General features: G+C 65.6%; 18 protein-coding genes. 12 read left to right on the top strand and 6 right to left on the bottom strand.

Translation table 11 applies throughout. The features are described 5' to 3' along the window. The first annotated feature begins 66 nt into the window (after positions 1-66). Positions 67-2,916 carry a hypothetical protein gene (locus IV454_RS28855; RefSeq protein WP_206089029.1) on the top strand — a complete coding sequence of 950 codons (2,850 nt, stop codon included), beginning with the start codon at positions 67-69 and terminating at the stop codon, positions 2,914-2,916. Positions 2,917-3,097: 181 nt separating this feature from the next. Here IV454_RS28855 and IV454_RS28860 read toward each other — a convergent pair whose 3' ends face one another. After that, the gene (locus IV454_RS28860) at positions 3,098-4,012 is read right to left on the bottom strand and encodes a LysR family transcriptional regulator (RefSeq protein ID WP_206089031.1); all 915 of its coding nucleotides are present in this window, start codon (positions 4,010-4,012) and stop codon (positions 3,098-3,100) included. A gap of 265 nt (positions 4,013-4,277) precedes the next feature. Here IV454_RS28860 and IV454_RS28865 point away from each other — a divergent pair, with 265 nt between their 5' ends. The 10 genes from IV454_RS28865 to IV454_RS28910 all read left to right on the top strand — a co-directional run bounded on the left by IV454_RS28865 (position 4,278) and on the right by IV454_RS28910 (position 15,204). Continuing rightward, positions 4,278-6,584 carry a TonB-dependent receptor gene (locus IV454_RS28865; protein ID WP_206089040.1) on the top strand — a complete coding sequence of 769 codons (2,307 nt, stop codon included), beginning with the start codon at positions 4,278-4,280 and terminating at the stop codon, positions 6,582-6,584. 2 nt (positions 6,585-6,586) lie between these two features. Beyond that, positions 6,587-7,534 (top strand): alpha/beta fold hydrolase, encoded by a 948-nt coding sequence (locus IV454_RS28870; protein ID WP_206089042.1) that lies wholly within the window; start codon positions 6,587-6,589, stop codon positions 7,532-7,534. Positions 7,535-7,589: 55 nt separating this feature from the next. Continuing rightward, complete coding sequence (locus IV454_RS28875) at positions 7,590-8,783, top strand: substrate-binding domain-containing protein (RefSeq protein WP_206089044.1); 1,194 nt, start codon at positions 7,590-7,592, stop codon at positions 8,781-8,783. A gap of 11 nt (positions 8,784-8,794) precedes the next feature. Further along, positions 8,795-9,550: an ABC transporter ATP-binding protein gene (locus IV454_RS28880; protein ID WP_206092890.1), complete on the top strand. Its 756-nt coding sequence runs from the start codon at positions 8,795-8,797 to the stop codon at positions 9,548-9,550. A gap of 4 nt (positions 9,551-9,554) precedes the next feature. Then, complete coding sequence (locus IV454_RS28885) at positions 9,555-10,280, top strand: ABC transporter ATP-binding protein (RefSeq protein ID WP_206089046.1); 726 nt, start codon at positions 9,555-9,557, stop codon at positions 10,278-10,280. Between the two features lie 13 nt (positions 10,281-10,293). Further along, complete coding sequence (locus IV454_RS28890; RefSeq protein WP_206089048.1) at positions 10,294-11,364, top strand: branched-chain amino acid ABC transporter permease; 1,071 nt, start codon at positions 10,294-10,296, stop codon at positions 11,362-11,364. A gap of 24 nt (positions 11,365-11,388) precedes the next feature. Then, positions 11,389-12,471: a branched-chain amino acid ABC transporter permease gene (locus IV454_RS28895; protein ID WP_206092891.1), complete on the top strand. Its 1,083-nt coding sequence runs from the start codon at positions 11,389-11,391 to the stop codon at positions 12,469-12,471. A 246-nt stretch (positions 12,472-12,717) separates the two neighbouring features. Further along, positions 12,718-13,410, top strand: a complete 693-nt coding sequence (locus tag IV454_RS28900) for a choice-of-anchor J family PEP-CTERM protein (protein WP_206092892.1) — start codon at positions 12,718-12,720, stop codon at positions 13,408-13,410. Beyond that, positions 13,404-13,781 carry a post-PEP-CTERM-1 domain-containing protein gene (locus IV454_RS28905; RefSeq protein WP_206089050.1) on the top strand — a complete coding sequence of 126 codons (378 nt, stop codon included), beginning with the start codon at positions 13,404-13,406 and terminating at the stop codon, positions 13,779-13,781. Before IV454_RS28900 ends, IV454_RS28905 begins: the two co-directional genes overlap by 7 nt. Next, entirely contained in the window at positions 13,771-15,204 is a 1,434-nt protein-coding gene (locus IV454_RS28910) for a PA domain-containing protein (protein WP_206089059.1), read from the top strand. The genes IV454_RS28905 and IV454_RS28910 overlap by 11 nt, the downstream gene beginning before the upstream one ends. A 126-nt stretch (positions 15,205-15,330) precedes the next feature. Here IV454_RS28910 and ppa read toward each other — a convergent pair whose 3' ends face one another. The 5 genes from ppa to hemC all read right to left on the bottom strand — a co-directional run bounded on the left by ppa (position 15,331) and on the right by hemC (position 20,373). Beyond that, positions 15,331-15,876, bottom strand: coding sequence for an inorganic diphosphatase (gene ppa / locus IV454_RS28915; RefSeq protein ID WP_054263314.1), 546 nt, complete (start codon positions 15,874-15,876; stop codon positions 15,331-15,333). Between the two features lie 380 nt (positions 15,877-16,256). Then, positions 16,257-17,453 carry a heme biosynthesis protein HemY gene (locus IV454_RS28920; protein ID WP_206089061.1) on the bottom strand — a complete coding sequence of 399 codons (1,197 nt, stop codon included), beginning with the start codon at positions 17,451-17,453 and terminating at the stop codon, positions 16,257-16,259. 1 nt (position 17,454) lies between these two features. Continuing rightward, positions 17,455-18,639, bottom strand: coding sequence for a uroporphyrinogen-III C-methyltransferase (locus tag IV454_RS28925; protein WP_206089069.1), 1,185 nt, complete (start codon positions 18,637-18,639; stop codon positions 17,455-17,457). Continuing rightward, positions 18,636-19,406 carry a uroporphyrinogen-III synthase gene (locus tag IV454_RS28930; protein WP_206089076.1) on the bottom strand — a complete coding sequence of 257 codons (771 nt, stop codon included), beginning with the start codon at positions 19,404-19,406 and terminating at the stop codon, positions 18,636-18,638. The genes IV454_RS28925 and IV454_RS28930 overlap by 4 nt, the downstream gene beginning before the upstream one ends. Continuing rightward, positions 19,399-20,373 carry a hydroxymethylbilane synthase gene (hemC, locus tag IV454_RS28935; RefSeq protein ID WP_370663169.1) on the bottom strand — a complete coding sequence of 325 codons (975 nt, stop codon included), beginning with the start codon at positions 20,371-20,373 and terminating at the stop codon, positions 19,399-19,401. The genes IV454_RS28930 and hemC overlap by 8 nt, the downstream gene beginning before the upstream one ends. A gap of 142 nt (positions 20,374-20,515) precedes the next feature. On the opposite strand from hemC, the gene ppc reads away from it, so the two are divergent. Beyond that, positions 20,516-23,326 (top strand): phosphoenolpyruvate carboxylase, encoded by a 2,811-nt coding sequence (gene ppc / locus IV454_RS28940; RefSeq protein ID WP_206089078.1) that lies wholly within the window; start codon positions 20,516-20,518, stop codon positions 23,324-23,326. Positions 23,327-23,338: the final 12 nt, after the last annotated feature.

Consider the following 23,338-nt stretch of genomic DNA (forward strand, 5'->3'; position numbering starts at 1 on the left):
GCAAGCTGGACTCTGGCCGGCCATCGCGCGCCATGATGAACTTCCACCTCATCACCGGGAGATATCATGACGCAAGCTACCGCCAATGCCGAGGAACTGTTTCGCTTCGCCAGCATTCGGGCACCCAACCCCACGCCGGCGCCAGCGGGACTCCTTGAACTGCCGGATCAATCGAACGTCGCGGCGTGGATCGCCTCCGCCGCCGAGCAAGACTTCGCGGCCTGGATCGATGCCCTGACGGCACGCTGGACCGCCCTGGCCCAGCGCACGCCGGAGGCCATCGAAGCCGATCTCAACGCCGCGCGCGAGGGCCGGCTGACCTTGGCCGCCGAAACCCTGTTCCCCATCACCCAGAGCGCACCGGCCGCGATCACGCCCTTGCAAAGCGACCTCTGGCAGTTCTACCTGCAAGGCATCGCCTCCGGCAAAGCCGGCAACACCGAGTTGCAGCGCGCACGCCAGTTGCTGGGCCAGATCACCCTGCTGCAAAAACTCCTGGGCGGCGAGCAGGACGCGCTCTCGCCCGCTTCCTTGCAAGCCGCGCTCGCGCCCGCGCTCAAACTGCCGGCCGCCTTCGAGGAACAGATGCGCCTGCGCCGCGAACAGCAAGGTGCCCAGCACAGCGCCGCCGGGGAAGAAGACCCGGCCCTGCGCGACCTGCTCAAGCAGATCGATACCCTGGTCCAGCTCGAACAGCGCCTGGCGGCGGCACTCGACCAGATGGCCGCCGGCGGCGCCCACGCACCCGGCATGCCTGGCACGGGCAGCCCCGCCGAGCAGCAAAAAGTGTTCCGCACCCAGCCCGCCGCCGACATCCATGCCCAGTTCCGCGCCGACAATGCGAACCTGCTGCAAGAGCTGGCCGATGCCCACGTCCCCACCGACACCTTGAGCACCTATGAACTGCTGGACGACGTGCGGCGCCGCATTTCGAGCGGTGTCGCCAGCGCCGCCAGCGCGCCCGCCACTGGCCCGGAAGCGGCAGCCATGCTGGCCGCCAGTGCGGAACTGGGCAAGCTGCTGCCCAATGCGCCGGTCTCCAAACCAGCGCCGGCACCAAGCATGAAGTTCGGCATCCGCCCGGTCGGCGTGGCCGACCTGCGCGTGGTGCGCCAGGTGCTGGTCGCTTACGAAAAGGGAGAACTGGCCACGATCCAGAATATCCTGCAGGGTGAGGAGCACGAGCACTTCCGCTCGCGCCTGAGCCGCGCCGAAGCCAGCCAGGGCAATGATGACGATGGCGAGGCCGAAGTGTCGCAGGAAGAAACGGGGTTCGACCGCATCGAGCTGGGCCAGTCGGCCTTCCAGACCGCGCGCACCCAGCTGGACCGCAACGCCAGCATCAACCTGACCTCCAACTACGGCACCGTCAACGCGCAGGCATCGACCTTCATGAACAGCTCGAAAGGCGGCGACCAGTCGCGCGGCAACGACCTGCGCCAGTCGCGCGAGCTGGTCGAACGCGCCGTGGCGGTGGTGCGCGAACGGGTCGGGCGCCAGCGTTACCTTACGCGCAGCGCCGAAGTGTACGAAAGCGATGTGGTGCGCCACAGCGCGCCGGCGGCCAACCTGCGCGCCCAGTACCGCTGGGTCGACAAGGTCTACCAGGCGCAGGTGTTTACCTACGGCGCGCGCGCCATGTACGAGGTCATGGTGCCGGCGCCGGCGGCCATGTTCCGTCACCTGCTGGCCCAGCAGCCCGGCTTCGGCGGGCATGCCGGTCCGGCCCCGCTGAAACCCACCCTTCGCCCGGCCGAGATTACCGACGCCAGCTGGCTGGCAATCGCCGAACGCTTCGGCGTGACCCTGCCGCCGCCGCCGACGGCCGCCATCACCGAGTACGCCAGCCTGAGCTACCCCAGCGGCGGCAGCGGAACGTCCAGCGCCAGCGGCGTGTTCAATTCGCCCAAGGCGCTGGAACAGGGCTATGCGGCCGCCGCGGCCGGGGTGTCGATGGCTTGGTACGGGGTCGACAACCAGTCCGGCGTCAGCGCCAGCGTCGGCACCCGGCTGTTTTCGAGCAGCCCGGCCGGCGCCACGCCGATCGCGGCCCAGGCCATCGGCACCAACAGCGGCGCGGTCAGCTACAACGCCAGCAGCTGGGGCGCGCTGGACCAGTTCACGGTCAATTTCTACCTGGTCTGGACCCGCACCACGGTCGCGCTCGAGAAGTGGCAGCTGGCCTGCCACCAGATCATCATGGACCAGTACGAAAGCGAGCTGAAAGCGCACCATGCCCTGCTGGCCGCGGCGCGCGCCGATGAAGACGGTCCGTACGCGCCGCTCGCCGAAGAGCAGATGCGCACCATCGAACGTACCGAGCTCAAGCGTGCAGTGCTGGAAATCGTGCGCAGCGGCGGCGGCCAGCCGGTGCCGGCCTCGCCCATCGTCATCGGCAGCGCCCCGGCCATCGCGCCGGAGCGGCTGGAGCAGGCCGCGCGCGAAGTGCGTTTCTTCGAGTATGCCTTCGAGTGGGACCAGATGACCTACAGCTTCTTCCCCTACTTCTGGAGCGAGGGTGCGCCGCAGTGGGCCGCCGCCAGGTTCGAGCAGCAGGGCGACAGCGTGTTCACGGCCTTCCTCAATGCCGGTTTCGCCTCGGTGATCCTGCCGGTGCGCAGCGGGTATGAGGATGCCGCCGCGCTGTACCTGCAGACCGGGATCGTATCCGACATCGCGGTGGTGCCGGCCGACCGGGTGCTCGCCGACCTGAACCGCGAAGTCCAGATGGTCAACCAGTCCACGCCGATGGAAGGAACGCCCGAAGGCGCGGCATGGACCTATCGCGTACCGACCACCTTGATGGTGCTCGATGACGGTACCGACATCGCCTTTCCCAAACTGGCTGTGCCGGCGGACCAGGAGGAAACCATCCTGATGCCACCGCTGCTGATTGATGAAAAGCCGGAGAACTAAGGCCACCCCAGCGTGCTTTCCGCGCTAACCGAAAAACCGTCGCCCCCGCGAAGGCGGGAACGCATGCGTTCCCGCCAAGTTCGCTCCGCAGCCAACAACTGATCGGCAAATTCCCCCCCCCGCCAAGGGCCGCCTTTGCGGGAGGGAGGGCGACGGTTTGCAGGTCAGCGATTTCGACAATTCACCGCCGCTCCTCCCGCCCGTGTACGAACAGCGAGGGCTGCCGGTCCGAATACTCCCTCAGCAAATTCCACACGGCGCGCACCCGCTGCAAGCGATACAAATCGGTCGGCGCGGCCAGCCAGAACGAGCGCTCCGCGAAGAACTGGTCGAGCACCGGCACCAGCCGTCCATCGTCCGGCACCGCATACGGCGGCGCCATGATCAGCCCCATCCCCAGCGCTGCCGCCTCAACCTGTGCGGTCATCCCGGTGCAGCACAAGCGGCGCCTTGGCGTGAACCCGAGTTCATTGAGATAACTGAGCTCGCGGCTGGCCAGCCGGTCCTGCACGTAATCGACGAAATCGTGGCGCGCCAGGTCGGCATGCTCGCGGATCGGCGGATGGCGCGCCAGGTACGCGGGCGATGCGTACAAATAGAAACGGAACGAGGCCAGCCGCGTGATCATGTAGCGCCCGGTGCTGGGCGGATCGAGCATCACGCCAAGGTCGGCCTCGCGGTTGGCCAGGTTGGCGAAGCGCGGCAGCACCAGCAGGTCGATGCTCAGGTCGGGATGGGTCTGCAGCAGCCCGACCAGCAGCGGCGCCACCACGCGCACGCCGAACACTTCCGGCACCCCCAGCCGCACCACGCCGTGCGCCGCCACTTCGGTGCCGCCCAGCTGCTCGGTGGCGGCCAGCGCCGCGCTTTCCATCGCTTCGGCGTGCGGCAGCAGCGCCTGGCCCATCTCGGTCAGCTCATAGCCCTCGCGGCTGCGGTCGAACAAGGTGGTGGCGAGCTGGATTTCAAGGCGGTCGATGCGGCGCGCCACCGTGGTGTGCTCCACCTCCAGCCGGCGCGACGCCCCCGACAAGGTACCGGCGCGCGCCAGCTCCAGGAAGAACCGCAGGTCTGTCCATTCAGGAAAGGTATTCATGAAATCGATATCCACTATTCATCGTGGATATTGTGCACCAGTGCACATGGCCGACACAAACATTTTATTTTTAAGCATTAATAAAATGCAAAGTGTCACTCGAGCTAGCCTGCGCGGAAACAAAGAGTTGTACAAACCATACCTGTGCATTTTTGCACAGTGGGTGGGCGTTTCGTTATCTTTCGCGCAAATTTAAATGGGGGCACACTGCATGACTTCTTTGCCGGCTTCCCGCATTGTCCAAAAAATCCCAGGAGACAACACCATGCGCCCGACCACCGTCCGACACTTTCCCTTACATCGTATTGCCGCTGCCGTGCTGGCCCTGTCGGGTGGCGCGCTGGGCACGGCCCAGGCGCAGACCGAGTCGGGCGCCCCCGCCGCCGGCCCCATCCAGGATGCCGGCGTCGTGACGGTGAGCGCGCGCCGCCGCCCGGAAAACCTGCAGGACGTACCGGTGTCGGTCACCGCCTTCGGCGGCGACCAGCTATCCAAACAGGGCACACCAGACATCACCGCCCTGGCCCTGTCGATACCGAACACCACGCTCAAGGCCTCGCGCGCCACCAACTCGACCCTGACCGCATTCATCCGCGGCGTTGGCCAGCAAGACCCGCTGGCCGGCTTCGAAGCCGGCGTCGGCATCTACCTCGACGATATCTACCTCGCGCGCCCGCAGGCCGCCGTTACCGACATCTACGACGTCGAGCGCATCGAAGTGCTGCGCGGCCCGCAAGGCACCCTGTACGGCCGCAACACCATCGGCGGCGCGGTCAAGTACGTCACGCGCAAGCTCGGCTCGAAAACCGACATCCGCGGCCGCATCACCCTGGGCGACTATAGCCAGCGCGAAGCGGTGCTCACCGCCAGCACTCCGCTCTCCGACACGGTGCGGTTGGGAGGTTCGATCGCCCGCTTCAAGCACGACGGCTACGGGCGCAACCTCGTCACCGGCGCCCAAAATTACGACAAGGACATGACGGCGGCGCGCCTGTCGGCCGAATTCACGCCCACGCCGGAACTGTTCATCCGCCTCGCGGCCGACGCCACCGACGACGACTCCAGTGCGCGCAACGGCCACCGCGTGACCGTCGGGCGCACCAGCGGCGCGCCCATCCTGTCGAACGTGTACGATACCCGCGCCAACCTGACCCGCGCGCTCGGGCACGAGCAGGAAGTGAAGGCCCACGGCTGGTCGGCGCTGCTCGAATACACCGTCAACCCGCAACTGAGCGTCAAGTCGGTGACCGCCGCGCGGCGCGACAAATCGTATGCGCCGATCGACTTCGATTCGCTGCAGGTGGTCGACTTCGAAGTGCCCGCGCTGTACAAGAACAAGCAGTTCAGCCAGGAATTCCAGCTCACCTACACCGGCGACAAAGTGCAGGGCGTGGCCGGCGTGTACTACATCGACGCCAACGCCTACAACATTTTCGACACCGTCCTGGCCGGCGCCTTCCCCAGTTCGACCTTTACCCTGGGCGACATCGATACCAAGGCCTGGGCCGTATTCGCCGACGCCAACTACAAGGTCGATGACGCGCTGAGTTTTTCGCTGGGCGGGCGCTACACGGTCGACAAGCGCGAAGCGAAGGTGCTGCGCCAGATCTACCTAGGCCTGAACGGCACGCCGGCGATGGGCAATCCCAACGCCGTGCTGTTTCGCACCGATACCGACTTCACCCACGGCGAACTGGAGAGGGAAGACAAGAAGTTCACGCCCAAGCTCGGCCTGGCATACAAGGCCAGCGCCAACCAGAACATCTACGCCAGCTGGGCGCGTGGTTTCAAGGGCGGCGGCTTCGACCCGCGCATGAACGTGGCCGGCACCAAGATCAGCGAGGCCACCGCGCGCGCCGGCTTCCTTCCCGAAACCATCGACTCACTCGAACTGGGCCTGAAATCGTCCTACAACAACAAGCGCATCCTGACCAATATCGCCCTGTTCGACAGCAAATACAAGAATGTGCAGATTCCCGGCTCGGTGGAGGTCGACACCAACGGCGACGGCCGCCCCGACAGCTTCGCCGGCGTGACCACCAACGCCGGCAAGGCCAAGATCCGCGGCCTCGAACTCGAAGCGAGCGCCAAGCTGACCAACGCCCTGAGCGTCACCGGCATGGTTAGCCACATCAACGCCAGGTACACCCAGTTCCTGACCTCGCAACTGGTCGGCGGCGTGCCGGCCCTGGTCAACGTGGCCAGCGAGCGCTATTTCCAGAACACGCCGAAGAACTCGGCCAACCTGCGCGCCACCTACGACCTCGGCATGCCGGTGATGGGCCGCAGCGGCACCTTCAGCATCAGCGGCAGCGCCTCCTACAAGGACGACACCACCCAGTTCGAATACGCCTCGGTGCTCGACCAGCCGGCCTACACCTTGTACGACCTGAGCCTGACCTGGACCAGCGCCGACAACCGCATCCGCGCCGGCCTGCACGGCAAGAACCTGGGCGACAAGCGCTACCGCACCGGCGGCTACGTGTTCCCGAACCTCGGCAAAGAGGGCGTGCTGACGGCCTTCTACGGCGCCCCGCGCACCGTCTCGGCCACCTTCGAGTACCGGTTCTGAGCATGACGGTACACGTACAGGAACACGATGGCGCGCAAGCCGCGCGCCACCTGCACGCCAATGGCGCAGGGGGCGCGGCCAGGCCGTTCAACGACATCAGCTACACCAGCGACGACGGCCTGACCCTGTACGCGCGCGACTATCCGGGCCATAGCGGACCGGCGCGCCTGCCCGTCATCTGCCTGCATGGGCTCACGCGCAATTCTGGCGACTTCGACGAACTGGCGCCGTGGATCGCCGCCCAGGGGCGCAGAGTGCTGGCGCTGGACGTGCGCGGGCGCGGCCAGTCGGCGCACGACCCCGACCCGGCCCACTACAACCCGGCGGTCTACGCCGGCGACGTCATCAAGCTGGCGCGCGACCTGGGCATCGAGCGCGCCGTGTTCGTCGGCACCTCGATGGGCGGCATCATCACCATGACCCTGGCGCTGCGCCGCCTGAACCTGATCGCCGCCGCCGTGCTCAACGACGTCGGCCCGGTGATCTCGCAAAAAGGCTTGTCGCGCATCGCCACCTATGCCGGCAAGGGCACCACCATGCTGACGTGGGAACAGGCCGCCGAATACATGCGCGACATCAACCAGCCCGCCTTTCCGTCGAACGACATGGCCGAATGGAACAAGTGGGCGCGCCGCGCGTTCAGTGAAAACGATGCCGGCCAGCTGGTGCTGCACTACGACCCCAACATCGCCCTGCCCCTGCAAAGCGGCAAGCTCAAACCGTCGTCGTGGATGTCGCGCCTTGCGTTCCGGCGCCTGGCGCGCAACCGCCCCACCCTGCTGGTGCGCGGCAGCCTGTCCGACCTGGTCGAGCAGGAACAGGCCAGTTACATGCAGCGCGCCGCGCCGGCCATGCAGTATGCCGAGGTGCCCGGCGTCGGCCACGCGCCGATGTTGACCGAAGCGCCGGCCCGGAAAGCGATCGAACGCTTCCTGAGCCAGGTAGACTGAACCGTATCAGCCCCACCATATAAATATAAAGCAGCCATCCCAACGAGGAGACACGATGTACAAACTGAACACCCTGACAGGCGCCGTCCTGGCCACCCTGGCCACCGCGCTGGCAACGCCGGCCATGGCCGCGCCCGACCTGAAAATCGCCCTCATCGCCGGCAAGACCGGGATTCTCGAAACCTATGCCAAGGAAACCGAAACCGGCTTCATGATGGGTCTGGAGTATCTGACCGGCGGCAAGATGGAAATCAACGGGCGCAAACTCAAGGTGATCGTCAAGGATGACCAGAGCAAGCCCGACCTGGGGCGCACCCTGCTGGCCGAAGCCTACGGCGACGACAAGGCCGATATCGCGGTCGGCACCACCTCGTCCGGCTCGGCCATCGCCATGCTGCCGGTGGCGCTGGAGTACAAGAAAATCCTGATCGTCGAGCCGGCCGTGGCCGACGCCATCACCGGCGAGAAATGGAACCGCTACATCTTCCGCACCGCGCGCAGTTCGATGCAGGATGCCCTGGCCGCCGCCAGCACCCTCAAGGCCGGCAGCGTGGCCTTCCTGGCGCAGGACTACGCCTTCGGCAAGGATGCGGTCAAGGCCGGCAAGGAAGCGCTGACGGCGACCGGCAGCAAGGCCCAGGTGGTGCACGAGGAATACGCGCCCCAGGGCACCACCGATTTCACGGCGCCGGCCCAGCGCATCTTCGACGCCCTGAAGAACAAGCCCGAGCCGCGCCTGCTGCAAATCGTCTGGGCCGGGCCGAACCCGATGAACAAGCTGGCCGACATGAAACCCGAGCGCTACGGCGTCGTTCTCGCGCCGGGCGGCAATATTTTGCCGGTGATGAAAACCTGGAAAAATTTCGCCGGCACCCAGGGCACCATCTATTACTACCACGGCTTCCCGAAAAACAAGATGAACGACTGGTTCGTGGCCGAGCACAGCAAGCGCTTCAAGGCCCCGCCCGACATGTTCACCGCCGGCGGTTTCGCGGCCGCCAGCGCGGTCGTCACGGCATTGACCAAGGCCAATTCGGGCGATACCGAAAAGCTGATCGCGGCCATGGAAGGCATGGACTTCGACACGCCCAAGGGCAAGATGACCTTCCGCAAGGAAGACCACCAGGCGCTGCAGCCGATGTACCATTTCCGCATCAAGAAAGAGCAGAAGAACGAGTGGGACTTGCTGGAACTGGTGCGCGAAATCCCGGCCAGCGAACTGCCGCTACCGGTGAGGAACAAGCGGTGACGCCGGCGGCAATGCCATCCTTGTCGACGCGCGAACTGAGCATCCGCTTCGGCGGGCATGTGGCGGTGAACCGGGTCAGCGCCGATTTCTATCCAGGCACCCTGACCGTGATCGTCGGCCCCAACGGCGCCGGCAAGACCACCTATTTCAATCTGATGTCGGGCCAGTTGCCGGCCACCTCAGGCACGGTCTTGCTCGAAGGCGCAGACATCACCCGCCATGGCGCGGCCCGGCGTACCGCGCTCGGCATCGGCCGCGCCTTCCAGCTGACCAATCTGTTTCCGCACCTGACGGTGAGCGAAAACGTGCGCCTGGCCGTGCAAAGCCGCGCGCGCATCGGCATGAATATGTTCTCGCGCTGGTCCAGCCACGCCGACCTGATCGTGCGCGCCGACCATTACCTGGAGCGGGTGTCGATGGCCAGCCGGCGCGACACCCCGGTGGCGGCCCTGTCGCACGGCGACAAGCGCAAGCTCGAAGTGGCGATCTTGCTGGCGCTGGAACCGGCGGTCATGATGTTCGACGAACCAACCGCCGGCATGAGCGTGGACGAAGTACCCGTCGTGCTCGACCTGATCCACCAGGTCAAGGCTGAACGCAACAAGACCATTTTGCTGGTCGAACACAAGATGGATGTGGTGCGCGCGCTGGCCGACCGCATCATCGTCCTGCACAACGGCACCCTGGAGGCCGACGGCAATCCGGCCGAGGTGATGGCGTCGGCCATCGTCCAGGAAGCCTATCTGGGGACACCCGAACATGCGTGAAGCCATGCCTGAACCCATCCTCCAGCTCAGCGGGGTCCACACCCACATCGGCGAATACCATATCCTGCAAGGGGTGGACTTGACGGTGCCGCGCGGCGGCCTGTCGGTGCTGCTGGGACGCAACGGCGCCGGCAAGACCACCACCCTGCGCACCATCATGGGTCTGTGGAAAGCGACCGCCGGCACGGTGCGCTTCGACGGGCGCGACATCGCCGCCCTGCCCACGCCCGACATCGCGCAACTGGGCATCGCCTACGTGCCCGAATCGATGGGCGTGTTTTCCGACCTGACCGTGCGCGACAACCTGTATCTGGCCGCGCGCAACGGGCCGCTCGACGAGCAGCGGGTCGAGTGGATCTTCGGCTTCTTTCCGGCGCTCAAGAAATTCTGGCACTACCCGGCCGGCAACCTGTCCGGTGGGCAAAAGCAGATGGTGGCGATCGCGCGCGCCATCGTCGAGCCGCGCAAGCTGCTGCTGATCGACGAGCCGACCAAGGGGCTGGCCCCGGCCATCATCCAGAGCCTGATCGCCGCCTTTCGCGAACTCAAGCAGACCAACACCACCATCCTGCTGGTCGAGCAAAATTTCAGTTTCGTCAAGCAGCTGGGCGACACGGTGTCGGTGATGGATGATGGAAGAGTGGTCCATGCCGGCGCCATGCGCGAGCTGGTCGACAACGCGGACCTGCAGCAACGCCTGCTCGGGCTGGCACTGAGCTCCCATCAATGAACCTGCATCCATCATGAACACGGAGACCAACAACGTGACCACCACATCGCCTCCGGTGAGCGCCGCCACCGCGCTGCCCGCCGCCCCGGCCGATTCGCCGCTGCCGGCCGCCAGGCGCGACCTCGCGCCACTGCTGCTGGTGCCGGCGCTGATGCTGCTGGCCCTGCCGCTGGTGGGCAGCTTTCCCACCTGGCTCACCCTGACCATCGCCGGGCTGGCGATGGGCATGATGATCTTCATCATGGCCAGCGGCCTGACCTTGGTATTCGGGCTGATGGACGTGCTCAACTTCGGGCACGGCGCCTTCGTCTCGGTCGGCGCCTACGCCGCCACCATGGTCCTCATTCCCATGCGTGGCTGGCTCGAGGTCGATTCCCTGGCCCTCAACCTGGGTGTGCTGGGCCTGGCGATCGCGCTGGCGATGCTGGCCACCGCCGCGCTCGGGCTGGTGTTCGAGCGCATCATCATCGCGCCCGTGTACGGCCAGCCGCTCAAGCAGATCCTGATCACCATGGGCGGCATGATCGTGGCCGAACAATTGATCAACGTGATCTGGGGCGCCGAGCAGATTCCCCTGCCGCTGCCGGCCAGCCTGCGCGGCGCGGTGATGCTGGGCGACGCCGCGGTCGAAAAATACCGGCTGGTGGCGGTCGTGATCGGCCTGCTGGTGTTCGCCGCCATGTTCCTGGTGCTCAACCGCACCAAGGTCGGCCTCCTGATCCGCGCCGGCGTCGAAAACCGCGAGATGGTCGAGGCCATGGGTTACCGGGTGCGGCGTCTGTTCGTGGCCGTGTTCGCGGCCGGCTCGGCCCTGGCTGGCCTGGGCGGCGTGCTGTGGGGGTTGTACAAGGAAACCCTGACGGCCGCCATGGGCGGCGAGATCACGGTGCTGATCTTTATCGTCATCATCATCGGCGGCCTGGGCTCGGTCGGCGGCTGCTTCATCGGCGCATTGCTCATCGCCCTGGTGGCCAACTATGCCGGCTTCCTGCTGCCCAAGTTCGCGCTGGTGTCGAACCTCGCCCTGATGATCGTCATCCTGCTGTGGCGCCCGGCCGGCCTGTATTCCAACCTGCGGCGCTAAGGAATCACCATGTTCAGAATCACCATGCTCAATCACCTCTTATCCGGCGATCTGCCGCGCAGCCGGGCCTTGTCCGCCACCCTGCTGCTGATCCTGCTGGGGCTGGCACTGGCGCCTTTCCTCACCAGCGGCGCCCGTCCGCTCAACACCGCCGCCACCATCTGCGTCTACATCGTGCTGGTGGCATCCTACGACCTGCTGCTCGGCTACACCGGCATTGTGTCCTTCGCCCACACCATGTTCTTCGGCATCGGCGCGTATGGGGTCGGGCTGGGGCTGTCGAGCGGCGATCCGACCTGGGGCGCGGCCTTCGCCGGCCTGCTGCTGGCCCTGCTGCTGACCCTGGTGCTGGCCCTGGTGGTGGGCTTGTTCGCGCTGCGCGTGCGCGCCATTTTCTACGCCATGATCACGCTCGCGGTTGCGTCGTCGTTTTCCGTGCTGGCCTCGCAACTGTCGGACCTGACCGGCGGCGAGGATGGCAAGACCTTCATGGTGCCGGAACTGCTCACGCCGGGTTTTCGCCTGGTCGAATCGGAGCTGTTCGGGCGCGCCATCGACGGCAAGCTGATCACCTACTACATCGTGTTCGGCGGCTGCCTGCTGCTGTTCCTGTTCCTGCTGCGGCTGGTCAACTCGCCGTTCGGACGGGTGTTGCAGGCGATCCGCGAAAACGAGTTCCGCGCCGAGGCGCTGGGCTACCGCACGGTGCTGTACCGGATCTGGGCCAATGTCCTGGCGGCCCTGGTGGCGGCCCTGGCCGGCGCGCTGATGGCGCTGTGGCTGCGCTACGTGGGTCCGAAAACCATGCTCGGCTTCGAGGTGATGACCGACATCCTGCTGATCGTGGTGATCGGTGGCATGGGCACCATGTACGGCGCGGTGGTCGGCGCGACCCTGTTCATCATCGCCCAGAATTACCTCAAGTCCTTGATGGCCGAAGGCTCGGCCGCCCTCGAGGGCGTGCCCTTGCTGGCGCAGGCGCTGCATCCGGACCGCTGGATGCTGTGGCTGGGCGTGCTGTTTGTGCTGTCGATCTACTTTTTCCCTGTCGGCATCGTGGGAAAACTGCGTTTGCGAAAAGTTACTGCTCGCTCCGCCGGCAACTGATTATTCCGGACAAGGTCCCCGCCCCGCCGGGGACGTGCAAGGCCCTCGCATCGCTCGCCGGCTGAACCTGCTTCGCCGCGCATCTTCGATTAAGTTCCCATCAATTGTCCTTTCATGTGCTTCACAGATTAAGCACACATCAATGCTGGCGCCTCCTCCACTCCTATCATGGGATGAACCGTGGCCTCGCTGCCTGCCAGAGCGAGTGGAACTGCCATCCCGCTGGCAACTGCTGAAAGAACGACGATGAAACTACTTCCTACACTGCTTGCCACGGCCGCCATCGCCGTGGCCGCCGCGCTGCCCACTGCATCGCATGCCATCGAACCCATCGTGGTCCTCAACGAAAACTTCAACGACATCAGCACCCTGCACGACTGGGCCCTGCTCAACAAGAGCATCCCGCCCGGCCAGTCCTGGTCGCAAGGCAATCCCGGCGTGTTTGCGGCGCCCTCGGGTCCCCCCTCCTCCTATATCGCCGCCAACTACCTGAGCGCCCAAAACGGCATGGGCAGCATCGACAACTGGCTGATCACCCCGGTCGTGAACCTGATCGGCCCCAGCGAGCTATCGTTCTTCACGCGCTCGGCCAGTGCCTCCGGCTTTGGCGATACGCTCGAAGTGCGCTTTTCCCCGGGCGGCAGCACCAATCCCGCCTCCTTCAACACTGTGCTCGGCATACTCGGCGGCATTTCGGACTATCCCACGGTCTGGCAACAGGTCATTTCCAGCCTCGACTATAACGGCCAGGGCCGTTTCGCATTTCGTTACCTTGGCGACGCCTCAGCAGCGAACTATATCGGCATCGACGCTGTCGTAGTTACTACGGTGCCCGAACCTGGCACCTGTCTGATGCTGCTGGTCGGCTTGGGCAATCTGATATTGCTGCGCCGAAGGCAGTTAACAATGAACGAAACCAGGAGACTTCCAACATGTTGAGTAAAACCCTGATCACCTGCTGCGCACTGGCTGCCTTCTCGACGGCAGCCACGGCCGCGACGCAAGCGGACACCATGGCCGTGGTGCGCGACAAGCAAACTGGACAATTGCGTCCGGCCACCGCGGCCGAGCTGCGCGCAATGGAGGGCAACTTGCGGCAGCCGCAAGTGGTGCTTCCGCAACCGCAGGTCCGGGTGCGTGCCGACGGTACCCGCAGCGCGCCCCTGGGCGGGCGCGGTGTGGTGTATTCCGTCGTCTCGCGCACGGCCGACGGCAAGCTGGTCCAGCGCTGCGTGGAGGACGAAGCCGCCGCGCGGCACGCCGCCCTCAGCCAGGCCACGCCAGCGGAGGAGCACAGCAATGAGCAATAAGCGCCCCCTCCCGCGGCAGGCCGCTGCCGCCCTTGCCTTTTTCTGCTGCACCATCGGTGGCGCCCACGCGGCGGCAACCATCACGATCGTCAATACCAATGCGCCCAACGTCGGTTTCAACGATGCCACCCCGGCGCGGCCGGTGGGCGGCAACAATGGGCGCACAATCGGGGCGCAGCGCCTCATCGCGTTCCAGCAGGCAGCCGATATCTGGAGCCGCACCATCACCAGCCCGGTGCCGGTCCGGGTGGCCGCCTCGTTCGAGCCGCTGCCATGCAACGCCGATGGCGCGGTGCTCGGCTCGGCGGGCGCGCTGGAAGTGTTTGCCGATTTCCCCAACGCGCCCAAGGCCAACACCTGGTATCCGGGCGCGCTGGCGAGCAAGCTGGCCCGCACCGACCTGGCCACCCCGGGCGAAGCCCATATCCAGGCGCGTTTCAACTCCCGCCTGGGTCTGTTTCCCGACTGCATGCCCGGCTCCGGCTTTTACCTGGGGCTGGACCGCCAGGCGGGCCAGCAGATCGACCTGGTGGCCGTGCTGCTGCACGAACTGGCGCATGGCCTGGGGTTCCAGAACTTCACCGACGACAGCACCGGCGAGTTCTTCCTTGGCATTCCATCGATCTGGGATTATTTCCTGGTCGATATCCGGAACAACAAATCCTGGATCAACATGAAAGATGAGGAACGCCGCCGCTCGGCCATCGGCGGCGCGACCTTGTCGTGGAACGGCGAAAAGGTGTACAAGGTGACCGCGCAGGTCCTCGCCGCCCAGCCCGACCTGATCGTCAGCGGCATGGCAGCGGGCAAGGCCAGCGGCAGCCACGACGTGGGCGAAGCCTCGTTCGGGCCGCAGCTGGGGCAAAATGCGGTATCGGGCGAATTAATGCCGGTGGTCGACCAGGCCAACGGCAGCGGCCTGGCGTGCACGCCGCTCAGTCCCGCCAACGCAATGGCGGTGCGGGGCAACATCGCCCTGGTCGACCGCGGCACCTGCACATTCGTGACCAAGGCCCGGATTTTGCAGAATGCGGGCGCGCGCGGCATGGTGGTGATGGAAAACACGTCCGACCCCGTCAGTCCGCTGGGCGGCACCGACCCGGCCGTGCGCATTCCGGCCGTGCGTATCGACAAGGCGACCGGTGAGCAGCTCAAGGCCGCGATGGTGCGGCGTTCGCGCACCTCCTCGGGAGTCACCGCCAGTCTCGGGGTCGATCCCAACAAGCTGTCCGGCACCGACCTGGTCAGGAGGGTTCGCATGTACAGTCCGGAAGAGTATTCGCCGGGCTCGTCCGTATCGCACTATTCGGTCGATACCAAGCCAAACCAGCTGATGGAGCCAGCCATTAACCCCGACCTGCCGCACGATGTCACGCCGCCGCACGACCTGACCTATCCGCTGCTGCAAGATATCGGCTGGTAAATGGGCGGTTCGTAAAACGCGCCTGTAAACACAAGACGCGCTCCATGGGGAGCGCGTCGGATGTTACCGGATGCCATCGTTGCCAAAGGCAGGTCGCTGCCAAAGAAGGCAAGGACACTGGACAGCTTAGGCCTTGGCGGCTTTGTCTTTGTCGAACGCGGCGATGCCGTTCATGATCTCTGCCTTGGCATCCTCAGGACCGCCCCAGCCTTCGACCTTGACCCACTTGCCCGGCTCCAGGTCTTTGTAGTGCTCGAAGAAGTGCTGGATTTGCTGCAGGCGCAGTTCGTTCATGTCTTCCGGCTTTTGCCAGTGCTTGTAGATCGGCAAAATCTTATCGACAGGAACCGCCAGCACCTTGGCGTCGCCACCGGCTTCGTCGGTCATTTTCAGCACGCCGATGGCGCGGCAACGTACCACGACGCCAGGAATCAGCGGGAATGGGGTGATGACCAGCACGTCGCACGGGTCGCCGTCGTCGGCGATCGTGTTCGGGACGTAACCGTAGTTGCACGGGTAGTGCATGGCGGTGCCCATGAAGCGGTCGACGAAAATCGCGCCCGATTCCTTGTCCACTTCGTACTTGATCGGATCGGCATTCATCGGGATTTCGATGATCACATTGAAATCATTCGGCACGTCGCGGCCGGCGGAAACTTTATTCAAACTCATGGGATATCCTTAGATTGCTGAGGGGGTCAATGGCCGACATTATAACGAAGTTTCACGCGGGCTTGTGCATTGCAGCAAGCGCAGTCGCGCGCCTGGCGCCGGAATATCTGCTGGTTGGCAGCAGGGAATCTGCTGAAAGGGGCCAGGAGATCTGCTGTAGGGCGCCATGAAATATGCTGGAGGGCGCCAGAAAATCGGCTCAAGGAGGCCCAGAAATCGGCTGGAAAACGCACAAACATCGGCGGACCGTAGAGTACCGCCAATCTCAATACCGTCGCCCGCGCGAAGGCGGGGGCCCAAGTTCGCCGCTCAGTGGGCGGCTGAACCAACTTGGGCGCCCGCCGACGCGGGCGCGACGGTTTTCAAGCCAGCGGCATCGATCACAAAATGCTCGCCAGCGCACACTGCCTGAAATGCGCATGCGCTTCTTCCTGCTGGCCCAGCGCCTCATGCATCTGCGCCAGTTTCAGGTGCGCCTCGCGCACCATGCGCGGCTCGGTCGCGTCCGACAGCGCCTGTTCCAGGTAGCGCTGGGCCTTGCCCCACAGCTTCTGCTTCAGGCACAGCGAACCGAGCGTGAGCGCCAGTTCGGCATCGGTCGGGCGCTGCTTCATCCACGTCTCGCAATGCTCGATCTGGGCCAGCAGCGCCGGCGAACCGGCCTGCGCGGCCGCGTCGCGGTAGGCGCGCACCACGCGCTCATCCCAGTCGGCGCGCAGCGCTTCCTCGGCGCTGGCGCGCGCTTCATCGTGCAAGCCGCGTGCATTCAGGGCCGCCGCCGCGCGCGCCGCCACGTACGGTTTGACCCGGTCGGCGCTCGGCACGGTGGACCACACGCGCAGGATCGATTCGGCATCGTGCGAACTGTCGGACAGCAAGGCATCGTAGGCCAGCTCGCGCAGGCGCGCCGACAGGGCCGGATGCAGCGCCTTGTGCTTGTCCAGCGAACGCACCAGGCGCAGCACTTCCGGCCAGTTCTTGGCTTGCTGGTGCGCCTTCATCGACCATTGCAGCGCGTGGATGTGGCGCGTGCCGCTGGCATTGAGTTCGGCCACGGCGGCAAGCGCCGCCTGCGGCTGATGGTCGTCGACCAGCAGCTCGGTCATCGTCATCAGGCGCGCGGTCTTGAGCGCGTTGTCATGCACCACGCCGGCCAGCCAGTTGTCGCGCCGGGTGCCCTGACGCATGCGGTGCGCGGCGCGCGCGCCGATCAGGGCGGCGATACCGGCGTTTTCCGGCAATTCGGCGGCACGCATGGCGGCTTTTTCTGCGTGTCCGAAGCGGCCTTCGAACAGGGCCTTGAGCGCATCACGCAAGCCCTTGTTGCCATCGCGCTCGCGCTTGCGCTGGCGGTAGGCGGAGACCCGGCCCGGCATGCCGACGGTGGCGCGCAGGGCGCGCAGCAAGGCGTACAGGACGAGGAACAACACGACCACGACCACCACGAAGAAATTGAGCGATATGTCGATCCGGTGCGGCGGGTAGAGAAACACCACGTTGCCCGGATTGTAGCGTGCCGTCACGGCGATGCCGATGGCCGCGGCCATCAGCGCGACTAACCAGAGAAGAAGACGCATGTTATGGCTTCGCTTTGTAGTTGCGCACGGCGTTCAGGCTGTCGGACAGGGATGGCATCTCGATCGCTAGATTGCTGGCCTGGACCTGGCGCAGCAGCGCTTGCGCGGCCTGGGTGGTGCCGGCGCGCGTGTCGAAATACTTGGCAAGCGCATCCTGCGCCGCCACCAGGTCGTTGCGGAAGGCCACTTCATTACGTGCCAGCAGCGCCATGCGCGCGTTCAGCAGGCGCAGCTTGACGTTTTCGCGCACAAAATAGGTTTCCGACGGCGAGAGCATCAGCGCTTCCGGCGTATCGACGCGGCGCACCCGGATCAGCTGGCGCATCTCGTCCCACATTTCGCTGGTCCAGCGCTGCCACACGTCCTGCACCCGCGCCAGCATCGAGTCCTTGACCGGGGCCGGGGCCGGGGCCGGGAGCGCAGCCGCGGCCGCAGCGGTACCCGCTTTCGGCGCCAGCGCGGCACTGGCCGCCTTGACCGGCTTGGCTGGCAGGGCCGGTTTCGCGTCGGCCAGCATCGGCAGGGTATTGACCTGGGTAATCACGTTATCCAGGCGCAACGCCACCCCGGTCAGGTCCAGCGCCGGCAGGGCCTTGAGCTTGTCGATATCGGCGGCAATCGCGCGGCGGATCGTGATGAATTGCGGCTTGTCCGAGCGCGACAGCGAACGGTCGGCGTTTTGCAGCGCGATCAGCGCGCCCTGCACATTGCCGGCCAACTGCAACTGCTGGCTGGCGGTCGACAGCACCTGTTCGATTTCCGCCAGCGCCCATTCGTCGCGGTTCTTCGACAAATCCTGGTACAGCTGTTCCAGCGCCAGTTGCTGGCTCTGGGCTTCGACCTGGCGGTTTTCCAGCAAGCTCACCTTGGCCTGCAAATCCCTGGTCTGGTCCTGCACCGTGCGCACCAGGGTGCTCGTTTCGGTATTGAGCACTTCGCCCTTTTGCAGGCGGTTGGCCATGTCCATGCGCAATTTGAGCAGGTTGCTGCGGGTCGACCAGGCGTGCGCGGCCAGCAGCAGCGCCAGCAGGATCACCACCACCGTCATCGGACGCTGCAGGATGTCAGTGATGCGGGCGCCGCCGGACGAACGCGCGCGCGCGGACGGTGGCGCACTGTACTGGTCGGCATGGGGAGCAGCGCCGGGCGCCGCACTGTGTTCAGGTAATGTAGGCAATTCGTTCATGCTCGTGATTGTAACGCGGCAAGCAGACGTTCGTCGCCTGATCCGCACAGGGTCAAACGGCCCAGGCCCAGGCTGCTTGCCGTTTCGGCAATACGGGCATGCGGCACGATCAGATGCTGTTGTTGCATTTTTTCCACAAGGGCGGGATCGCCCATCTCCTGCACCAGCGCCACCAGGCCGCGCAGCGCTTCCGAACTGGTGATGATCCAGTCGTTGTCGCCTTCCATCAGCGCGCACAGCTGCTGCGCCAGGGCCGGGGTCAGCGCCGGCACCTTGCGCCGGTAGGCCGCCACGGTCGTGACCAGCACGCCGGCCGCGCGCAGGCCGTCCGCCATCAGTTCGCGCCCGCTTTCGCCGCGCACGATCAGCACCTTCTGGCCGGCCAGCGCCGCCAGGTCGAGCGTCTCGAGCAGGTTTTCCGAGTCGCTGCGGGCCGGGTCGCGCGGGCTGACGATGGTCGCCGTATGGTCGTTGATGCCATGCCGTTCCAGCGCGGCGCGGCTGCCCTCGCCCAGCACCGCCAGGCTTACCCAGGCCGGCCACACGCGGATATGGGCAAACGCGGCATCGATCGCATTGGGCGACACGAACGCCACCATGGCGCAGTCGTGCATGCCGGCCAGCGCGGCTTTCAACGGCCCCTGCTCGTCCAGTGCCGCGATCTCCAGCAGCGGCAGCAGCACGGCTTCGCGCCCGAGCGCCCTCACTTGTTCGGCCAGGGCGCCGGCCTGCGCCAGCGGACGCGTGATGATGACCGAATCAGGCATCGGCGGCGGCATCGACCTTGCAGGCGGCCAGGATCGCGCGCGCGTCCTGGGTGTCGAGCAAGTCCGATACCTGCTGGCCGAGCAGCTCCGGGTCGTCGGCCGGGCCGCGCAGTTCGGCGTGCGCGCTGCGCTTGCCGTCCGGCGTGGCGACCATGGCGCGCAGGTGCATCACGCCATCGTCGATCGTGGCGAACGCCGCCAGCGGAATCTGGCAGCTGCCGCCGAACACTTTTGATACCTTGCGCTCGGCCGCCACCCGCTGCGCGGTCGGCAGGTGGTTCAGCGGCGCCAGCACGGCGCGCAGGTCGATCCCGTCGGTGCGCCCGGAAACGATTTCGATCGCCATCGCGCCCTGCCCGGCCGCCGGCAGCGAGTGTTCGGGGTCCATCAGCGAGCGGATGCGCTCGGGCAAGCCCAGGCGCTTGAGACCGGCCGCGGCCAGGATGATGGCCGCATACTCGCCGCGATCGAGCTTGCCCAGGCGCGTATCGAGGTTGCCGCGCAGCGGCTTGATCACCAGGTGCGGATGGCGCGCCGCGATCAGCGACTGGCGCCGCAGGCTGCTGGTGCCCACCACCGCGCCCGGCGGCAGCTCGTCCAGGCTGCCGAAATCGTTCGACACGAAGGCGTCGCGCGGGTCTTCGCGTTCCAGCACGGCGGCCAGTTCAAAGCCTTCCGGCAAGTCCATCGGCACATCCTTGAGCGAATGCACGGCCAGGTCGGCGCGCCCTTCGGCCATGGCCACCTCCAGCTCCTTGACGAACAAGCCCTTGCCGCCGACTTTTGATAAAGTGCGGTCGAGGATCTGGTCGCCGCGGGTCGTCATTCCCAGAATCTCGATGCTGCACTGCGGATATAATAAAGCCAATTGCGCGCGAACATGTTCAGCCTGCCACATGGCGAGCCGGCTTTCGCGCGAAGCGATAATGAGCTTGGAGGGCTGCTGGTTCAATTCAGTTGCTTTCAAAACGGATTCTTTCACTGTCGTAAAACCTCAAACCGGTTATGGCAGTCATCGGCGCCTGCATAAGATCACAAATTTTATCATGCGTCCCCTTTGCAGAACCTGGCCAGAAGCCTTTGCACCAACTTTCACTCTGTGGTCCAACATGGTAAATTCATCCGCTGCACAAGAAAACCCTCCAGTCCTCGACAAGGACGCTCCGCTGAAAGAAGATATCCGCCTGCTCGGCCGCCTGCTCGGTGACGTGCTGCGCGACCAGGAAGGCGAAGCCGTCTTCGATGTCGTCGAGACCATCCGCCAGACCGCGGTGCGTTTCCGGCGCGAAGACGATGCCCAGGCCGGCCAGGACCTGACCGCCCTGCTGCACAAGCTCACGCGCGAGCAAACCATTTCGGTGGTGCGCGCGTTTTCGTATTTTTCGCACCTGGCCAACATCGCCGAGGACCAGCACCACATCCGCCGCCGCCGCGCCCACCTGCTGGCCGGCTCCGCCCCGCAGCAGGGCAGCGTGAGCTTCGCGCTGTCCAAGCTCAAGGCCGCCGGCGTCGGCAGCGACACCGTGCGCACCTTTTTCGGCGATGCCCTGATCGCGCCTGTATTGACAGCCCACCCGACCGAAGTGCAGCGCAAGAGCATCCTCGACGCCGAGCATGACATCGCGCGCCTGCTGGCCGAACGCGACCTGCCGCTCACCCCGCGCGAACGGGTGGCCAACATGGCCCTGCTGCACGCGCGCATCGCGACCCTGTGGCAGACGCGCATGCTGCGCTACTCCAAGCTGACCGTGGCCGACGAAATCGACAACGCCCTGTCTTACTACCGCATCACCTTCCTGCGCGAATTGCCCGGCCTGTACGACGACATCGAAGAAGAAATCGCCGCCCACTATCCCGATGGCGCGGCGCTGGACAACGACAACTCGTATGTACAGATGGGCAGCTGGATCGGCGGCGACCGCGATGGCAACCCGAACGTCAACGCCGGCACCATGCAGCACGCGCTGGTGCGCCAGGCCACCACCATCCTCGACTTCTACCTCGACGAAGTGCACGCGCTCGGCGCCGAACTGTCGATTTCGACCCTGATGGTGGGCGCCAGCCCGGCCCTGCAAGCGCTGGCCGACGCCTCGCCCGACCAGTCGCCGCACCGCAGCGACGAGCCATACCGGCGCGCCCTGATCGGCATCTACGCGCGCCTCGCCGCCACCGCCCGTTCGCTGGGCGCGACCAATATCCTGCGCAAGGAAGTCGGGCACGCCGCGCCCTACCTCGACGCCGCCGAATTCTGCGCCGACCTGCAAGTGCTGGCCGACTCGCTGCGCGCCAATCACGGCAGCCTGCTGGTCAAACCGCGTCTGGCCACGGTGCAGCGCGCCGCCGCCATCTTCGGCTTCCATCTGGCCTCGCTCGACATGCGCCAGACCTCCGACGTGCACGAACGGGTGCTGGCCGAACTGTTCGCCGGCGCCGGCGTCGAAGCCGACTACACCAAACTGACCGAAGAACAAAAGGTGAGCCTGCTGCTGGCCGAACTGGCGCAACCGCGCCTGCTGTATTCGCCGTACGCCGAGTTGAGCGAGGAAACCGCATCCGAACTGGCGATCCTGCGCGCGGCCAAGGAGATCCGCCAGCGCTACGGCAAGCGCGCGATCCGCAACTACATCATCTCGCACACCGAGACCGTGTCCGACCTGCTCGAAGTGCTGCTGCTGCAAAAGGAGACGGGGCTCTTGCGGACACGCGAGAAGCAGCTCGACGCCATGGTCATCCCGCTGTTCGAGACGATTCCCGACCTGCAGCGTGCGGCCGGCATCATGAACGAGTGGATGGCGCTGCCGCTGGTGAAGGAACTGATCGCGCACCAGGGCCAGCTGCAGGAAGTCATGCTCGGCTACTCGGACTCGAACAAGGATGGCGGCTTCCTCACCTCCAACTGGGAGCTGTACAAGGCCGAGATCCACCTGGTCAAGGTGTTCGCCGGCGCCGGCGTCAAGCTGCGCCTGTTCCATGGCCGGGGCGGCACGGTCGGCCGCGGCGGCGGACCTTCCTACGAGGCGATCCTGGCGCAGCCGCCGGGCACCGTCAACGGCCAGATCCGCCTGACCGAACAGGGCGAAATCATCGCCTCCAAGTTCTCGAATGCCGAAATCGGCCGCCGCAACCTGGAGCTGCTGGTCGCCGCCACCTTGGAAGCGAGCCTGATGCCGCATGCCGCCGAAGGCGCCAAGGCCAAGCAGTTGGGTGGCTTCGAAGCCATCATGGCCGACCTGTCCGAGCGCGCCTACAAGGCCTACCGCAACCTGGTCTACGAAACGCCGGGCTTCACCGACTACTTCTTCTCGGCCACGCCGATCGCCGAAATCGCCGAACTCAATCTCGGTTCGCGTCCGGCCTCGCGCAAGTCGACCAAGCGCATCGAAGACTTGCGCGCCATTCCCTGGGGCTTTTCATGGGGCCAGTGCCGCCTGCTGCTGCCGGGCTGGTACGGCTTCGGCTCGGCCATCACGCAATGGGTCGAGGAAGGCGAGCGCGATGCAAAAATCGCGACCCTGCAAGCCATGTTCAAGGAGTGGCCGTTCTTCGCCACCTTGCTGTCGAACATGGACATGGTGCTGGCCAAGACCGACCTGGCGATCGCCTCGCGCTACGCGGGTCTGGTGGCCGACGTCGAACTGCGCGAGCGCATCTTCAAACGCATCGCGGCCGAACATGGCACCACCTTGCGCTGCCTGGAGATGATCACCGGTGCGCATGAACGCCTGGCCGGCAACCCGCTGCTGGCGCGCTCGATCCAGAACCGCTTCGCCTATCTCGATCCGCTCAATCACTTGCAGGTCGAGCTGATCCACCGCCACCGCGCCCTCTCGGGCGACCCGGACAAGGTCGACGAGCGGGTTCACCGCGGCATCCACCTGTCGATCAACGGCGTGGCCGCCGGCCTGCGCAACACGGGTTAACAGCTGCCCGGG

This window comes from Massilia antarctica (assembly GCF_015689335.1).
Taxonomy (GTDB): Bacteria; Pseudomonadota; Gammaproteobacteria; order Burkholderiales; family Burkholderiaceae_D; genus Telluria_A; species Telluria_A antarctica.

Excerpts from the sequence above, each read along its gene's own strand:
- IV454_RS28855 (WP_206089029.1), top strand. The coding sequence starts at position 67 with ATGACGCAAGCTACCGCCAATGCCGAGGAACTGTTTCGCTTCGCCAGC.
- IV454_RS28860 (WP_206089031.1), bottom strand. The coding sequence starts at position 4,012 with ATGAATACCTTTCCTGAATGGACAGACCTGCGGTTCTTCCTGGAGCTG.
- IV454_RS28865 (WP_206089040.1), top strand. The coding sequence starts at position 4,278 with ATGCGCCCGACCACCGTCCGACACTTTCCCTTACATCGTATTGCCGCT.
- IV454_RS28870 (WP_206089042.1), top strand. The coding sequence starts at position 6,587 with ATGACGGTACACGTACAGGAACACGATGGCGCGCAAGCCGCGCGCCAC.
- IV454_RS28875 (WP_206089044.1), top strand. The coding sequence starts at position 7,590 with ATGTACAAACTGAACACCCTGACAGGCGCCGTCCTGGCCACCCTGGCC.
- IV454_RS28880 (WP_206092890.1), top strand. The coding sequence starts at position 8,795 with ATGCCATCCTTGTCGACGCGCGAACTGAGCATCCGCTTCGGCGGGCAT.
- IV454_RS28885 (WP_206089046.1), top strand. The coding sequence starts at position 9,555 with ATGCCTGAACCCATCCTCCAGCTCAGCGGGGTCCACACCCACATCGGC.
- IV454_RS28890 (WP_206089048.1), top strand. The coding sequence starts at position 10,294 with ATGAACACGGAGACCAACAACGTGACCACCACATCGCCTCCGGTGAGC.
- IV454_RS28895 (WP_206092891.1), top strand. The coding sequence starts at position 11,389 with ATGCTCAATCACCTCTTATCCGGCGATCTGCCGCGCAGCCGGGCCTTG.
- IV454_RS28900 (WP_206092892.1), top strand. The coding sequence starts at position 12,718 with ATGAAACTACTTCCTACACTGCTTGCCACGGCCGCCATCGCCGTGGCC.
- IV454_RS28905 (WP_206089050.1), top strand. The coding sequence starts at position 13,404 with ATGTTGAGTAAAACCCTGATCACCTGCTGCGCACTGGCTGCCTTCTCG.
- IV454_RS28910 (WP_206089059.1), top strand. The coding sequence starts at position 13,771 with ATGAGCAATAAGCGCCCCCTCCCGCGGCAGGCCGCTGCCGCCCTTGCC.
- ppa (WP_054263314.1), bottom strand. The coding sequence starts at position 15,876 with ATGAGTTTGAATAAAGTTTCCGCCGGCCGCGACGTGCCGAATGATTTC.
- IV454_RS28920 (WP_206089061.1), bottom strand. The coding sequence starts at position 17,453 with ATGCGTCTTCTTCTCTGGTTAGTCGCGCTGATGGCCGCGGCCATCGGC.
- IV454_RS28925 (WP_206089069.1), bottom strand. The coding sequence starts at position 18,639 with ATGAACGAATTGCCTACATTACCTGAACACAGTGCGGCGCCCGGCGCT.
- IV454_RS28930 (WP_206089076.1), bottom strand. The coding sequence starts at position 19,406 with ATGCCTGATTCGGTCATCATCACGCGTCCGCTGGCGCAGGCCGGCGCC.
- ppc (WP_206089078.1), top strand. The coding sequence starts at position 20,516 with ATGGTAAATTCATCCGCTGCACAAGAAAACCCTCCAGTCCTCGACAAG.